Source organism: Pseudomonas sp. LAMO17WK12:I5 (assembly GCF_900215165.1).
Taxonomy (GTDB): domain Bacteria; phylum Pseudomonadota; class Gammaproteobacteria; order Pseudomonadales; family Pseudomonadaceae; genus Aquipseudomonas; species Aquipseudomonas putida_A.
Window position 1 is genome coordinate 172539 of the sequence record NZ_OBDS01000005.1, and the last position, 14145, is coordinate 186683.

Here is a 14145-nt window from a genome sequence, read left to right on the forward strand (position 1 = left end):
ATTCCCTGCAGACGCCTTCAACAGGGAAGCCCTTGATGATTTCATTCAAACAACAATTACCGCGCCTGACCCTCGCCGCCGCATTGGCGATGGGGCTGGGGCCGATCGCGGTGTATGCGCAGGATTCTGCGGCCCAGGTCTACACCTTCGACATCGCCAGCGGCCCGCTGGATGAGGTCTTGCTGGATATCTCACGCCAGACCGGCGTGCCGATTTCCTTCAGTCAGAATCTGGTGCAAGGCAAGCGCAGCAGTGCGGTGCGCGGTGCGTTGGGCGGGCGTCAGGCCGTCGAGAAGGCCTTGCGCGGCAGCGGCTTGCACGTCGAGCAAAGTGCCCAGGGCCTGAGCGTGCGCGAAGGCGAGGCGAGTACGCCGGTGGCGGCCAAAGTCAGCGCTGTGGCCCCAGCCACCAGCGCCGATTACCGCATGGAAAAAGTCACCGTCACTGGCTCGCGAATCGCCCGTGCGCAGAGTGATGGCGCGACCCCGGTCAACGTCATCACCCATGAAGAAATGGAAGCGCGCGGCTACAAGAACGTCTACGACGCCTTGGCAACGCAGACGCAAAACACCGGCATGACCCAGGGCGAGGACTACGGCAACACCTGGCAGCCAGCAGCCAGCGCAATCAACCTGCGTGGCCTCGGCCCCAATCACACGCTGGTGCTGATCAACGGCCGGCGCGTCGCCGATTACCCGACGCCATACGATGGCAAGGTCAACTTCACCAACCTGGCGAATATTCCCTCGGCAGTCATCGACCGTATCGAAATTCTCAGCAGCGGCGCCTCGGCGATCTACGGTTCGGACGCGATTGCCGGGGTGGTCAACATCATCCTCAAGAAGCAGATCAATGGCATCGACGTCAATCTCAAGGGCGGCACCAGCGAGCGCGGCGGTGGCGACAATCAGCGTCTGCAAATCAGCGGCGGTGGCAGCTGGGGCGACTTCGACGGCTTGTTCGGCCTGGAGCTGACCAACCGCGATCCGATCTGGGCCGATGATCGCGGCTTCATGCAGAGCGGCCCGCTGGCGGATGTCGGTTACCGTCGCGACCTGAGCAACAACCGCTACCTCGGCCCCGGTTGCGGCGCCTATCAAGGCACCTTCGACAACAAGCTGTTGAACAACGCGGGTCGTTGCCGCACCGATCAGATGTACAACGATTACTGGACGATCCAGACGCAAAAGGAAAACTACGACGGCTACACCCGCGGCACCTGGCACTTCAGCGACAGCGGTCAGGTGTTTGCCGACTTGATGTATGGCCTCGATCACATCCAGAACAACACCCGTGGCCCGACTTTTACTTCGCCGGACTTCATCAACCAGAACAGCGGCAATCTCGAGCGCTGGTATCGCCGTTACGGTGAAGAGGAAATCGGTGGTCGCACCAGCAACAACAGCAAGTGGACCGACACGTCATGGACCGGCACCCTCGGCCTCTCGGACAAGATCGCCGACACCGGCTGGAGCTATGATCTGGCGGCCAACCGCTCGGAATATCGCAGTGTTCGCACCACGCGCTACACGCCGCTGTCATCGATTCAGGATTTCTACCTCGGCCCGCAATTGGGCGTGAGTGGCGGTTATCCGGTGTTCGCCCCGGACGCCTCGCGCCTCGATCGCCCGCTGACGCCACAAGAGTGGGAGCAGTTTCGCAGCAACCTGACCCAGCGCAGCAAGTCGGTTTCCACCAGCTACAACGCCTCGATCAATGGCGACTTGTTTGACCTGCCGGCCGGCCCGGTCGGATTCGCCGGCGTGCTGGAAGCGGGCAAGCAGGAATATCGCGTCGACCCGGATGACGCTCTGAATAACGGCACCTTTTATGGCGTGAGCCCGGCGCAAAGCTCCGGCGGTTCGCGCAAGCGCTACGCGGCGGGCGGCGAGTTCAGTATTCCGGTCACCGACACCGTGCTGGCCACCGCCGCCGGGCGTTGGGACCAATACAAATTCAGCGGCCGCAGCGAGCAGCAGAAAACCTATAACTTCGGCCTCGAATGGCGCCCGATCACCAGCCTGTTGCTACGCGGCAGTTACGGCACCAGTTTCCGCGCGCCGGATCTGAACTACATCTACCAGTCCGACAGCAACGGTTACTACCCGGCGCAGATCGACTACTACGGTTGCAGCCAGGGCGTGCAGGGCGCGTGTGATCGTGGGCGGGTCGACTACACCCAGAGCGGCACCCCGGATCTTGAGTCCGAGCGCGGCAAATCCTGGACCTATGGTTTTGTCTGGTCGCCGTCGCGCAACTTCGATTTCTCCACGGATTTCTGGCGGGTCGAGATCGACGACCTGCTGACCACCGTCGACGAAAACCGCCTGTTGCAGCAAGAGAACGAATGTCGCAACGGCACCCAGGACATCAATTCGGCCAACTGCCAATCGACCCTGGCACGCATCGACCGCAATCCGGGGAATGCCGCCATCGATCCGAATCAGTTGCAACGAGTGCGGGTCAATGCGATTAACGCCGCCAGCGAGCGGGTCAGCGGTCTGGACTTCAAGAGCAACATCCGCTGGGGCGCCGGGCAGTACGGCGCGTTCAGTTCGGCGCTGGGCTATACCCTGGTGCTTTCGCATTTCTACAAGGAATCCGACGAAGCGCCGACTCAGGACTGGCGCACCTCACGCACCAACTACGACTGGCGCAGCAAGGTCAACGCCAGCCTGACCTGGGATTACCAGAAGGCCACGGCGACGCTGATGGGCATTCGCTATGGTTCGGTGACCAACGGCGCGGGTGACGGGCGTCTGTCGCCATGGACGGTGTTCAACGCCAGCGCCCGCTACAAACTCAACGACCGCGCCAGCGTCGGCCTGACCGTGAACAACGTGCTCAACCAGATCAAACACGATGACTCGGCTGGCTGGCCGTATTACCCGACCGGTAACTATGACCCGTACGGGCGGCAGTGGTGGCTGGATGTGAGTTATCACTTCGGCAGTTGAGCGCGCGGTATTCGTGGGTAATGTCCTACGGAAACAGGTCTGGATTTCGCAGAAACGGGGATATTTCCGACGACATTCTCAGGTTGGTCGTCGGAAGCGCGATCTATAGCATCGGACATGACATTGAAGTCGTAAACGGCTTGGACGCTCAGGCCTCTGATAACGGATGGATTATGCGAACTCCCCACCTCGAATACGAAACGCCTGCTTATTCCCATCGCCTTCACTGGCGCACCGATCGTGCCAGATGCCCCATGGAGGAGGTCACGATGCCCAGCGTCAAGGTACCCCGGCTGACGGGGGTGAAGAGGGCCGAGGGCAGACCTGTCGACTTGCTCGTGAATGGCCGGAACATAGGTGACGATGCCTTTCTGATCGTTGACCTGACCGACGAAGGTTTTGAGCTGAACGATGTCGTTAACATGCTTTCAACCTCTGAGCTTTATCTGCAAGGCGACATGGTCAAACGCATCACCGGCAAGTCGGTCAGCACCGTACGCCGACTACTGAAGGAAGGTAAAACGGTACGGCTTGACCCGCAGCAGAGTGTCGTCGCCTACCAATATGCCTTGGTGCTGGAAAAGGCCACTCGCGCCTTCGGGAGGCAGTCACGGGCCGAGGAGTGGCTGCGCAAGCCCAGCACCTACCTGAACGGTCGCGTACCGGTGGAGTTTATTCGGCATTCACTGGGGTTTCAGATGGTGGAGCAGTATCTGGGGCAACTGATATACGGGGTTTACACATGAATCCCTTGCCCTGGGACGAGCACTGGTATGCCTGGCGGCTGGACCCCGAGGTTTATGGCGGGACGTGGGACAGCGGGATGGGTTCGAATCTCAATGGTGGCCGATGGAACATACCCGGACGGCGAGTCGTTTATGCATCAGTCGATCCGTCGTCGGCCATTCTGGAGGTGGCAGCCAATCACAGCTTTGATGCGCTGGACAGTGAACCTTATGTGCTGACGTGTTTTGAGGTCGTCAGCGAAGCAAAAGTGAAAATCGTCCAGCCGGGGGATGTGCCGAATCCTTATTGGTTGAGCCCCGCCAAGCCTTCCCCCAATCAACAACTGTTCGCCGATGCGTTATTGGCAGAGCATCCGTTTGTACTGATCCCCTCGGCGGCAACCCGGCACTCGTGGAATCTGCTGGTGAGCTGCGAGTTGGCGGAGGGGCAGTTCAGGATGGTTTCCCAGGAGCGATTCGGGCTGGATACACGGTTGCTGAGGGAGATGGAGCTGGCTTGATCCACACCTGCCATTTTTTGCATAACCTCATCACCCAACGGTCTAAATCGGGCTCTATAAAACGCTGATGTCCATTGCACATCCCTGCATAAACCAAAACGCAGGGGTGGCTGTTCATGATCCATTTTTCACCCGTTAGATCCCGTTTGAGCCTGGCCTTGCTGCTGGCGATCAATACCTTGCAGGCAGTCGCTAGCGACGAACCCACGACCCAGTTGCAACGGGTAGAAGTCACCGGCACGGCGATTCGCCGGGTCGATGCGGAAACCGCGGTGCCGGTCACCATTCTGCGAGTTGAAGAACTGCGCGAGCAGGGGGTGAGCACCACCGAAGAACTGGTCAGCCGGATTTCCGCCAACCAGTCCTCGGTCGGCTCCGGTCGTTCGGTGGGTTCGAGCAGCGGCGGGGCGTCGTATGCCGATTTGCGCGGCATCGGCCCGAACAAGACGCTGGTACTGCTCAATGGCCGGCGGCTGAGTAACAACGCGACCAATGCGATCAATGGCTCCGGGGTTGACCTGAACACCATTCCGTTCGCCGCCATTGATCGCGTCGAAGTCCTGCGTGACGGCGCTTCGGCGTTATACGGCACCGATGCGATCGGCGGGGTGATCAACTTCATCACCAAGACCAGCCTCACCGAAGGCCAGCTCAGCACCAACTACGACACGCCGACCCATGCCGGCGGTGGGGAAAGTCGTAACTTCAGCGGCAGCTGGGGTTTTGGCGATTTGCAGGATGACCGTTTCAACGTGTTCGGCGTGGTCAGTCATGACAAGCAGCAACGACTGGCTGCCGAGGATCGCGGCTACACCTACAACTATCAGCCGGGACGCGGCCTCGATTACACCTCGGGTACCGCATCGCCGGCCAACTGGAGTCAGGGCAGCAACGCCACCAATCCACTGGCCAGTTCCGGCTGCAACGCCCCCGGCCTGCTGGCGCGCAATGGCATCTGCCGCCAGAGCCTGTGGAACTACCTCGATCTGGTGCCGGAAACCGAGAAGACCTCGGCTTTCGCCAAAGCCACCGGCAAGCTCGCGGATGATCACAACGTCAGCCTCGAATACTTCTGGGCACGCAACGAAAACCGCACGCAGATTGGCCCCGGTACGTTGATGGGCAATCAGGTCAATCCCGGCACGACGTTCTATCCCGGTAACGGCATTACCCCCGGCCCCAACGGCTTCGCCCTCGACCCGACGCAACCGGTGGATGTGAACTGGCGCGAAACCGCCGTTGGCGCGCGCCAGCACGAAGACGACAACACCGGCCAGCGTTTGCTGTTGAGCTTTGACGGCAGCGTGGTGGGTTGGGACTACAACGTCGGTGCGTCGTACAACCAGAACAAAGTGGTCAATAGCATCGATGCCGGCTATGTCAACGACCGCGCCGTCAGCGCCGGCATTGCCAATGGCATCATCAACCCGTTCGGTGCGCAGACTGCTGCCGGGCAGGCACTGCTGGCCGCCAATTCCGTAGACGGCGATTACGGCACGGCGGTCGGCCGCGTGAAGGCGATTGACGGGCGTGTCAGCCGCGAGATCGGTGACTGGTTCGGCGCCGGCCCTTCGGCACTGGCGCTGGGTGGCGAATACCGCAAGGAAGATTTCCATCAGGACTTCGCCCAGTTCGCCGCCGATGTGCAGAGCCTGGGTGTCGACCCCAATGCCAGCGTCACCGGGGATCGCAGCGTCTCGGCGCAATACGCCGAGGTCAACGTGCCGGTGCTCGACAGCCTGGAATTGTCCGCCGCCGTGCGCCACGACAAGTACAGCGACTTCGGCAGCACCACCAACCCGAAGTACTCGTTCCGCTTCCAGCCGTTCAAGGAACTGGTGGTGCGCGGCGCCTACAGTGAAGGTTTTCGCGCACCGTCGTTGTATGAGCTGTACAACCCGAACTTCACCACGTTCACCGTCGCCAACTACAACGACCCGCGACTGTGTGCCGGTGGCAACCCGAGTAACGGCGGCATCGCCAACCGCGACTGCGCCCAGCAGTTTTACAGCCGCACCGGTGGCAATACGGACCTCAGTCCGGAAACCGCGCGCAACGTCACCCTCGGTTTCGTCTATCAACCATTCGAGCGCCTGAGCACCGGGCTGGATTTCTGGTGGATCAACATCGCCAACCAGATCGCCGAATTCCCGGAATCGGCGGTGTTCGAGAACCCGGAGCTGTATCCGGATCGTCTGGTGCGCAAGCCGGACGGCTCCATTGATCACATCGTCACCGGGCTGGCCAACCTCGGCAAGATCAAGACCAATGGCGTCGACGTCAGCTTCGACTACCGTTTGCCGAGCACTCCGTACGGTAGCTTCGGCATCGGCCTGCAAGGCACCTATGTCAGCCGTTACGAGTACCAGCAGCAGCTCAAAGGCGACTACATCGACAAGCTCGGCGATTTCCGTGGGGGCGACTTTTCCTCGGCCGGTGCCGTGGCCCGCTGGCGCCACAGCCTGACCGGCAGCTGGAATTACGGCCCCTACGGTATCGCCCTGACCAACCGCTACACCAGCGGTTACCACGACTCCGACCGCGAGACCCACGATTACGTCGGCTCGTACAACGTCTGGGATCTGGCCGGCACCTACACCTGGCGCAAAACCCTCAGCGTGACCCTCGGCGCGAAGAACCTGTTCGACCGCGAGCCACCGTTCAGCAACCAGACCTACACCTTCCAGAGCGGCTACGACCCGAAATACGGCGACCCGTTCGGGCGGACGCTGTACACGCGGGTCAATTATAAGTTCTGAGAATGCCCAGAGGCGGCGGGTTTTAGTCACTTATTGATCTAAGCCTGCCCTATAAAAATCGCCGGCCTGTTGCACATCACAGGTAGGCAGAAGGTTTGGTGACTGTACTGGCCTCTTCGCGAGCAAGCCCGTTCCCGTGGGGAATCTGCGGTGAGCACAACTTCCTTGTGGGAGCGGGCTTGCTCGCGAAGAGGCCAGTAGCAACACCTTGTGAAAGGATCTGCCAATGCTATCCAGGCTCATTCTGCTCAGCGCTTTTGCGCTCTCAAGCCCATTCAGTTGGGCCGCCCCGCAACCCGCGTTAACGGTCTACGGCGAAGCCCCCAAATACGCCCCGGACTTTCAACACCTGGCCTACGCCAACCCCAACGCGCCCAAGGGCGGAACGTTGCGCCGCTCCTCGCTGGAAAGCGGCCCGTTCGATCACCTGATTCCGTACATCGACAAAGGCACCGGCGTCGCCGACATCGACGGTTGGCTCTACGCGCCGCTGGCCTATCGCAGCAAGGACGAACCCTACAGCGTCTACGGCCTGGTAGCGCAGCAGATGGAACTGGATGCGGATCGTCGCTGGCTGCGCTTCTACCTCAATCCCAAGGCCCGGTTCGACGACGGCACGCCAATCACTGCCGAAGACGTGCGTTACACCTTCGAACTGTTCACCACTCAGGGCAGCCTCAAATATCGCCAGCAGTTTCGTGACGTCGCCGACGTGGTGGTGGAGTCGCCAACGCAAGTGCGCTTCAACTTCAAGAACAACGACAGCCGCACCTTGCCGCTGGATCTGGCGACGCTGCCGGTGCTGCCCGAACATTGGTGGCGTACGCGCAACTTCGCCGAGGGCGCCGGTTTCGAGATCCCGCCGGGCAGCGGCCCGTACCGGATCAGCGCGGTGGATGCCGGGCGCAGCGTGAAATTTCAGCGCGTTGCCGACTGGTGGGCCAAGGACCTGCCGATCACTCGCGGCCTCTATAACTTCGATCACTTGAGCGTGGAGTTCTTCGCCGACACCGATGTTTCCCGGCAAGTGCTCAAGGCCGGTGGCTTCGATTACAACCGCGAGTTTTCCGCGACCAGTTACACCATCGGCTATGCCGGGGCGGCGCTGGAGCAGGGCAAATTGCTTCGCGAACATCTGGCGCCGGGTGCTGCGCAAGGTTCGCAGGGTTTCGTGTTCAACCTGCAAAAACCGATGTTTCAGGATCGTCGGGTGCGGCAGGCGATCGCCATGCTCTGGGATTTCGAATGGAGCAATCGGCAAATGATGCGCAGCATGTACCTGCGACAGCGCAGTTACTTCTCGCACAGCGCATTGGCGGCCACCGAGTTGCCGGACGCCGAGGAACTGAAAATCCTCGAACCGTGGCGCGGCAAAATCCCCGATGAGGTGTTTACCCAAGTCTTCGAAGCGCCGAAAACCGACGGCAGCGGCAACATCCGCGCCGAGCAGTTGCAGGCCTTGAAGCTGCTGGAAGCCGCCGGCTGGAAACCCCGTGGTGATCAGTTGGTGAATGCCAATGGCGAGCCGCTGCAGTTCACTTTTCTCAACGGTCAGAAGGGCTTTGAACGGCTGCTGCTGCCGTTCAAGCGCAACCTGGCGCAGATCGGTATCGGCTTCGATATTCGTCAGGTCGACACCGCGCAATACACCAACCGCGTGCGCAACCGCGACTACGACATGATCGTGGTCGGCTACCCGGTGAGTCAGGCGCCGGGGCGCGAGATGTTCAATTACTTCGGCTCAGACGGCGCCGACGATCCCGGCTCGAACAACTACATGGTGCTGCGTGATCCTGCGGTCGATGCCTTGCTCGAAGGGCTGGTGCAGGCCGACAACCGCGAAAGCCTGCTGCGCCATGCCCATGCCCTGGATCGGGTGTTGCAGTGGGGTTATTACTGGATCCCCAATTACTACCCACCGGGGATTTCCACGGTGTGGTGGAACCGTTTCGGCCGCCCGGCGACGGCGCCGTTGTATGACGCCGGACTCGATACCTGGTGGGAAATCAGCCCGACCGCGCTGACCGCCACGCAGATGCAGCAACAGCAAAAGGAGTACGCCCATGTTGGGTTATAGCCTGCGGCGTCTGCTGCTGATCGTGCCGACGTTGCTCGCCATTCTGCTGGTCAACTTCGTCATCGTGCAGGCCGCGCCGGGTGGCCCGGTGGAACAGGCGATTGCCCGGTTGCAGGGCATTGGTGTCGGCGCGGCGGTGGGCGGTGGTCATGTCGAAACCATCGGTGGCGAATCCCGCGCCACCCGGGGTCTCGACCCGAAACTGGTGGCCGACATCGAGCGTCAGTACGGCTTCGATAAACCGGCCGGTGAGCGCCTGTGGTTGATGCTCAAAAGCTACGCGCAGCTGGATTTCGGTCAGAGCTTTTTCCGCGGTGCCAGCGTCACCGAACTGATCTGGCAGAAGCTGCCAGTGACCTTGTCACTGGGCTTGTGGGCCACGTTGATCACTTACCTGGTGTCGATTCCGCTGGGCATCCGCAAGGCCGTGCACAACGGTTCGGCGTTCGATGTCTGGAGTAGCGTGGCGATCATCATCGGCTATGCGATGCCGGGGTTTCTGTTTGCGCTGTTGTTGATCATCGTGTTTGCCGGCGGCTCCGCGTTGGACTGGTTTCCGGTGCGCGGACTGGTCTCGGACAACTTCGCCGAGCTGTCGCCGTGGGCCAAGGTCGCGGACTACTTCTGGCATCTGGTGTTGCCGGTCACCGCGCTGGTCATCGGTGGATTCGCCACGCTGACCATCCTCACCAAAAACAGCTTTCTCAACGAGATCTCGCGGCTGTATGTGGTGACGGCGCGGGCCAAGGGCCTGAGTGAACGTCAGGTGCTGTACGGCCATGTGTTTCGCAACGCGATGCTGCTGGTGGTGGCCGGCCTGCCTCAGGCACTGGTGACGGTGTTTTTCGGCGGCTCGCTGCTGATCGAAGTGATCTTCTCGCTGGATGGCCTCGGCCGTCTCAGTTACGAGGCGGCGGTGTCGCGCGATTACCCGGTGGTGTTCGGTTCGCTGTTCATCTTCACCCTGTTCGGCCTGCTGATAAAACTCCTCGGCGACCTGTGCTACACGCTGGTCGACCCGCGCATCGACTTCACCGCGAGGACTGCCTGATGCTGACCTTATCTCCCATAGGACAGCGCCGTTGGGCGCGATTCAAGGCACATCGACGTGGCTGGTGGTCGCTGTGGCTGTTTCTGCTGTTGTTCGGCCTGAGCCTGGGCGGCGAGTTGATCGCCAATGACAAACCGCTGCTGGTCGAGTATCAGGGCCAGTGGTATTTCCCGGCGTTCAAGCGCTACACCGAACAGGATTTCGCCGGCGAACTGCCGTTCCAGCCGGACTATCGCAGCGCGCAGGTGCGGCAACTGATCGAGGGGCAGGGCGGGCGGATGTGGTTTGCGCCGATCCCGTTCGGTTTCGATACGGTGAATTACGACCTGACTGAACCGGCACCGAGTCCACCGAGCGCCGAGAACTGGCTCGGCACCGACGATCAGGCGCGGGATGTGCTTGCGCGGGTGATCTTCGGTACGCGGGTGTCGCTGCTGTTTGCCCTGGCGCTGACCGCTGCCAGTGCGCTGATCGGCATTGCGGCCGGTGCCTTGCAAGGTTATTACGGTGGCTGGGTCGATCTGCTCGGGCAGCGATTGCTGGAGGTGTGGTCGGGGCTGCCGGTGTTGTATCTGCTGATCATCCTGTCCGGGTTCGTCGAGCCGAATTTCTGGTGGTTGCTGGGGATCATGGCGCTGTTTTCCTGGCTGAGTCTGGTCGATGTAGTGCGTGCCGAGTTCCTGCGCAGCCGCGGTCTGGAATACGTGAAAGCCGCGCGGGCGCTGGGGGTTGGCGATATGCAGGTGATCTATCGGCACATCCTGCCCAACGCCATGAGCGCGACCCTGACCTATCTGCCGTTCATTCTCACCGGGGCGATCGCGACCTTGTCGGCGCTGGATTTTCTCGGTTTCGGCATGCCCGCCGGCAGCGCCTCGCTGGGCGAACTGATCGGTCAGGGCAAGAGCAATCTGCAAGCGCCGTGGTTGGGGCTGACGGCGTTTTTTGCCTTGGCGCTGATTCTTTCTCTATTGGTGTTCATCGGTGAGGCTTGCCGAGATGCCTATGATCCAAGGACTTGAGATGAGCGAAAACCTGATCGAAATCCGCGACCTGCGTGTGGCATTCAATGGCCAGCCAGTGGTGCATGGCATCGACCTCGATATTCGTCCGGGCGAATGCCTGGCGCTGGTCGGGGAGTCTGGCTCCGGCAAATCGGTGACCGCCCACAGCATTCTGCAATTGCTTGACCCGAACATCACGCGGATCGACGGCAGCATTCGTTATGCCGGGGAGGAGCTGCTCGGCGTGCATGAGCGCTATCTGCGCCAGTTACGGGGCAACCGTATCGCGATGATTTTTCAGGAGCCGATGAGTTCGCTGAATCCGCTGCACACCATCGAACGGCAACTCGGTGAGAGCCTGGCGTTGCACAAAGGCCTGGCGGGCGCGCAAGCCCGTGAGCGCATTCTTGAGTTGCTGGAGCTGGTCGGCATTCAGAAGCCGCGCGAACGGCTCAAGGCCTATCCGCATCAACTCTCCGGAGGTCAACGCCAACGGGTGATGATCGCCATGGCGCTGGCCTGCGAGCCGCAACTGCTGATCGCCGACGAGCCGACCACGGCGCTGGATGTGACGGTGCAGCGCAGAATTCTGTTGCTGCTCAAAGACTTGCAGCAGCGGCTCGGCATGGCGTTGCTGATCATCAGCCATGACCTGAATCTGGTGCGCACCATTGCGCAGCGGGTGGCGGTGATGCGCAGTGGGCGGATCGTCGAGCAGGCGTCGTGCGAGCAGCTGTTCCGTGCGCCGCAGCATCCGTACAGTATCGAATTGCTCAATGCCGAGCCGGGGGGCGAAGCGCTGTGCCGGGATGTGGCGCAGGACTTGTTGCAGGTGCGCGGTCTGAAGGTGCGTTTTCGTCTGAGCGGCGGTTGGCTGCGGCGCAAAACCTGGCTGGACGCGGTGAAGGGCATCGATCTGAATCTGCAGCGCGGCAAAACGCTGGGGATTGTCGGCGAGTCGGGCTCGGGCAAGTCGACCTTGGGTCAGGCGATTTTGCGCCTGATCGACGCCGAGGGCAGTATTCGCTTTGCCGGTGAGGCGCTGGAGCAGTTGAACGGCAAGCAGCTGCGGCCACTGCGCAAACGCCTGCAAGTGGTGTTTCAGGATCCGTTCGGCAGCCTCAGCCCGCGCCTGTGTGTGGAGCAGATCATTGCCGAGGGCTTGCAGGTACATAGCGACTTGAATGCTGCCGAGCGTGAGCAGGCGGTGATCGATGTGCTGCGCGAAGTCGGTCTCGATCCGGCGACCCGACATCGCTATCCGCACGAGTTCTCCGGTGGCCAGCGACAACGGATTGCCATCGCTCGGGCGCTGGTGCTCAAGCCTGATTTGATTCTGCTCGATGAGCCGACCTCGGCACTGGATCGCACGGTGCAGAAGCAGATCGTTGCTTTATTGCGGCGGCTGCAGGAAGAGCATGGGCTGACTTATCTGTTCATCAGCCATGACCTGGCGGTGGTGCGGGCGTTGGCTCATGACCTGATAGTGATGAAGGATGGCGAAGTGTTGGAGCGTGGCGAGACCAGTGCGCTATTCAGCGATGCGCAGCATCCGTATACGCAGGAGCTGTTGGCGGCATCATTTGCTGGGTGATGACAGTTCCAACGTAGAAGAAGGTGCATGCTGCAGTTTATGGAGCACCACGTGACCTATGTGGGAGGGGGCTTGCTCCCGAAAGCGGTGTGACAGGCGGCAAAACTTGTGGCTGATCCGACGTCTTCGGGAGCAAGCCCCCTCCCACCTATGACCTGTTTATGACGAAACCTGGGAGTCAGACGCAAAAATCCCGCCACAGGGGCGGGATTTTCTTCAAACCGAACCAAGTCTTACGACGGGAACAGCTCGGACAGTTTCATCGACAGCATCATGTCGCCTTCAACGCGCAGCTTGCCGCCCATGAACGCTTGCATGCCGTCGGTTTCACCGCTGACGATGTCTTTCAGGGTTGCACTGTCCAGTACCAGGGTGCAGTTGGCGTCCGGGTTTTCACCTTCCTGGATGTCGCAAGTACCGTCTTTGACGATCAGCGCGTAGTGCTTGTCTTCGTCGGTGATGTTGAAACCGAAAACCAGATCCAGACCGGCAGCAGCGGCTGGGTTGAACTTGGCTTGCATCGCTTTTACGGCATCAGCTACGGAGGTCATGGTTCGATCCTTTCTTGGGTTAGGCGCTGGTTGATTACAGCAAGGGTCACAATTATCCGGACTCAGCGGAAAGTGATGAGTTCCGGAGCCTTCAGCAGCTGCAGGTGTGCGTGACTGTTGAAGGAGGCCAAAGCCACCTCGCGACCGCGGAACTTCAGCTGGTTGAGCGAGGTGTTGACGATTTGCCAATTCAGTTCAAACGCCTGCCGGGCAGGCATTTGGGTAATCAGGTGGAGCAGGGCGGTGATGGTGCCGCCGGAGGTGAACACGGCGATTTTCTGGTTGCCGTCGGCCTGTTCGAGGATCCGGTGCAGTCCGGCCTGTACCCGCTCGACGAAACCCAGCCAGCTTTCCAGCCCGGGGGTGTCGTAGGTGCCTGCCAGCCAGCGCTCGATGACCAGGGCGAAGATACGCTGGAATTCGGCGCGGTTCTGCGCCGCGTTGCGCAGGATGTCGATGGCTTCCGGCTCGTCCTCGAGCATGGCCGGGATCAGGGCGCGGATGATCGCGTCGGCATCGAACTCGTTGAACGCGGAGTCGGTCTCCAGCGTCGGTACCGACAGGCCCTTGGCGCTGAATTGCTCCAGCGCACTGCTGGCCGTGTGCTGCTGACGACGCAGGTCGCCGGCCAGGCAGCGATCAAAGCGGATTCCCAGCTCGGCGAGGTGCTGGCCGAGGACTTCTGCCTGGCGCACACCGATGGGCGACAGGACGTCATAGTCGTCTGCACCAAAGGAGGCCTGGCCATGTCGAATCAGATAGATGCTGCCCACGTCCGCGTCATCCCGGTACGTTGAAGGTTTGGCGAGGTTATGAGGATGAAAGAGTGCTGTCAATGAAAAAACATACGCTTGTTTGAAATGCTCGTTACAGGCCTGTTGCCAGAGGTTTCACGGCTGGCCGACG

At 60.9% G+C, this 14145-nt stretch carries 10 protein-coding genes; 8 read left to right on the forward strand and 2 right to left on the reverse strand.

What is annotated here, in order from left to right; genetic code table 11:
• Positions 1-35: 35 nt before the first annotated feature.
• From CRO59_RS10415 to CRO59_RS10450, 8 genes are all read left to right on the forward strand, one after another.
• On the forward strand, positions 36-2957 hold the full coding sequence (locus CRO59_RS10415; RefSeq protein ID WP_097087262.1) for a TonB-dependent receptor: 2922 nt from the start codon (positions 36-38) through the stop codon (positions 2955-2957).
• Between the two features lie 269 nt (positions 2958-3226).
• The gene (locus CRO59_RS10420) at positions 3227-3703 is read left to right on the forward strand and encodes an MbcA/ParS/Xre antitoxin family protein (protein WP_027613694.1); all 477 of its coding nucleotides are present in this window, start codon (positions 3227-3229) and stop codon (positions 3701-3703) included.
• The gene (locus CRO59_RS10425) at positions 3700-4203 is read left to right on the forward strand and encodes an RES family NAD+ phosphorylase (RefSeq protein ID WP_097087263.1); all 504 of its coding nucleotides are present in this window, start codon (positions 3700-3702) and stop codon (positions 4201-4203) included. The genes CRO59_RS10420 and CRO59_RS10425 overlap by 4 nt, the downstream gene beginning before the upstream one ends.
• A gap of 116 nt (positions 4204-4319) precedes the next feature.
• Complete coding sequence (locus tag CRO59_RS10430) at positions 4320-6962, forward strand: TonB-dependent receptor (protein ID WP_097087264.1); 2643 nt, start codon at positions 4320-4322, stop codon at positions 6960-6962.
• Positions 6963-7188: 226 nt separating this feature from the next.
• Positions 7189-9039: an extracellular solute-binding protein gene (locus tag CRO59_RS10435; RefSeq protein ID WP_097087266.1), complete on the forward strand. Its 1851-nt coding sequence runs from the start codon at positions 7189-7191 to the stop codon at positions 9037-9039.
• Positions 9026-10090 carry a microcin C ABC transporter permease YejB gene (locus CRO59_RS10440; RefSeq protein ID WP_027613698.1) on the forward strand — a complete coding sequence of 355 codons (1065 nt, stop codon included), beginning with the start codon at positions 9026-9028 and terminating at the stop codon, positions 10088-10090. The genes CRO59_RS10435 and CRO59_RS10440 overlap by 14 nt, the downstream gene beginning before the upstream one ends.
• Positions 10090-11112 carry an ABC transporter permease gene (locus CRO59_RS10445; RefSeq protein WP_097087268.1) on the forward strand — a complete coding sequence of 341 codons (1023 nt, stop codon included), beginning with the start codon at positions 10090-10092 and terminating at the stop codon, positions 11110-11112. Before CRO59_RS10440 ends, CRO59_RS10445 begins: the two co-directional genes overlap by 1 nt.
• 1 nt (position 11113) lies before the next feature.
• Positions 11114-12688 (forward strand): ABC transporter ATP-binding protein, encoded by a 1575-nt coding sequence (locus CRO59_RS10450; RefSeq protein WP_097087269.1) that lies wholly within the window; start codon positions 11114-11116, stop codon positions 12686-12688.
• A 233-nt stretch (positions 12689-12921) separates the two neighbouring features.
• Here CRO59_RS10450 and CRO59_RS10455 read toward each other — a convergent pair whose 3' ends face one another.
• Together CRO59_RS10455 and CRO59_RS10460 are read right to left on the reverse strand one after the other, a co-directional pair.
• Positions 12922-13239 carry an SCP2 sterol-binding domain-containing protein gene (locus CRO59_RS10455; RefSeq protein WP_027613701.1) on the reverse strand — a complete coding sequence of 106 codons (318 nt, stop codon included), beginning with the start codon at positions 13237-13239 and terminating at the stop codon, positions 12922-12924.
• Between the two features lie 62 nt (positions 13240-13301).
• Positions 13302-14012: a histidine phosphatase family protein gene (locus CRO59_RS10460; protein ID WP_027613702.1), complete on the reverse strand. Its 711-nt coding sequence runs from the start codon at positions 14010-14012 to the stop codon at positions 13302-13304.
• Positions 14013-14145: the final 133 nt, after the last annotated feature.

What these genes read in the sequence shown, in the direction of transcription:
- CRO59_RS10415 (WP_097087262.1), top strand. Translation starts at nt 36, where the DNA reads ATGATTTCATTCAAACAACAATTACCGCGCCTGACCCTCGCCGCCGCA.
- CRO59_RS10420 (WP_027613694.1), top strand. Translation starts at nt 3,227, where the DNA reads ATGCCCAGCGTCAAGGTACCCCGGCTGACGGGGGTGAAGAGGGCCGAG.
- CRO59_RS10425 (WP_097087263.1), top strand. Translation starts at nt 3,700, where the DNA reads ATGAATCCCTTGCCCTGGGACGAGCACTGGTATGCCTGGCGGCTGGAC.
- CRO59_RS10430 (WP_097087264.1), top strand. Translation starts at nt 4,320, where the DNA reads ATGATCCATTTTTCACCCGTTAGATCCCGTTTGAGCCTGGCCTTGCTG.
- CRO59_RS10435 (WP_097087266.1), top strand. Translation starts at nt 7,189, where the DNA reads ATGCTATCCAGGCTCATTCTGCTCAGCGCTTTTGCGCTCTCAAGCCCA.
- CRO59_RS10440 (WP_027613698.1), top strand. Translation starts at nt 9,026, where the DNA reads ATGTTGGGTTATAGCCTGCGGCGTCTGCTGCTGATCGTGCCGACGTTG.
- CRO59_RS10445 (WP_097087268.1), top strand. Translation starts at nt 10,090, where the DNA reads ATGCTGACCTTATCTCCCATAGGACAGCGCCGTTGGGCGCGATTCAAG.
- CRO59_RS10450 (WP_097087269.1), top strand. Translation starts at nt 11,114, where the DNA reads ATGAGCGAAAACCTGATCGAAATCCGCGACCTGCGTGTGGCATTCAAT.
- CRO59_RS10455 (WP_027613701.1), bottom strand. Translation starts at nt 13,239, where the DNA reads ATGACCTCCGTAGCTGATGCCGTAAAAGCGATGCAAGCCAAGTTCAAC.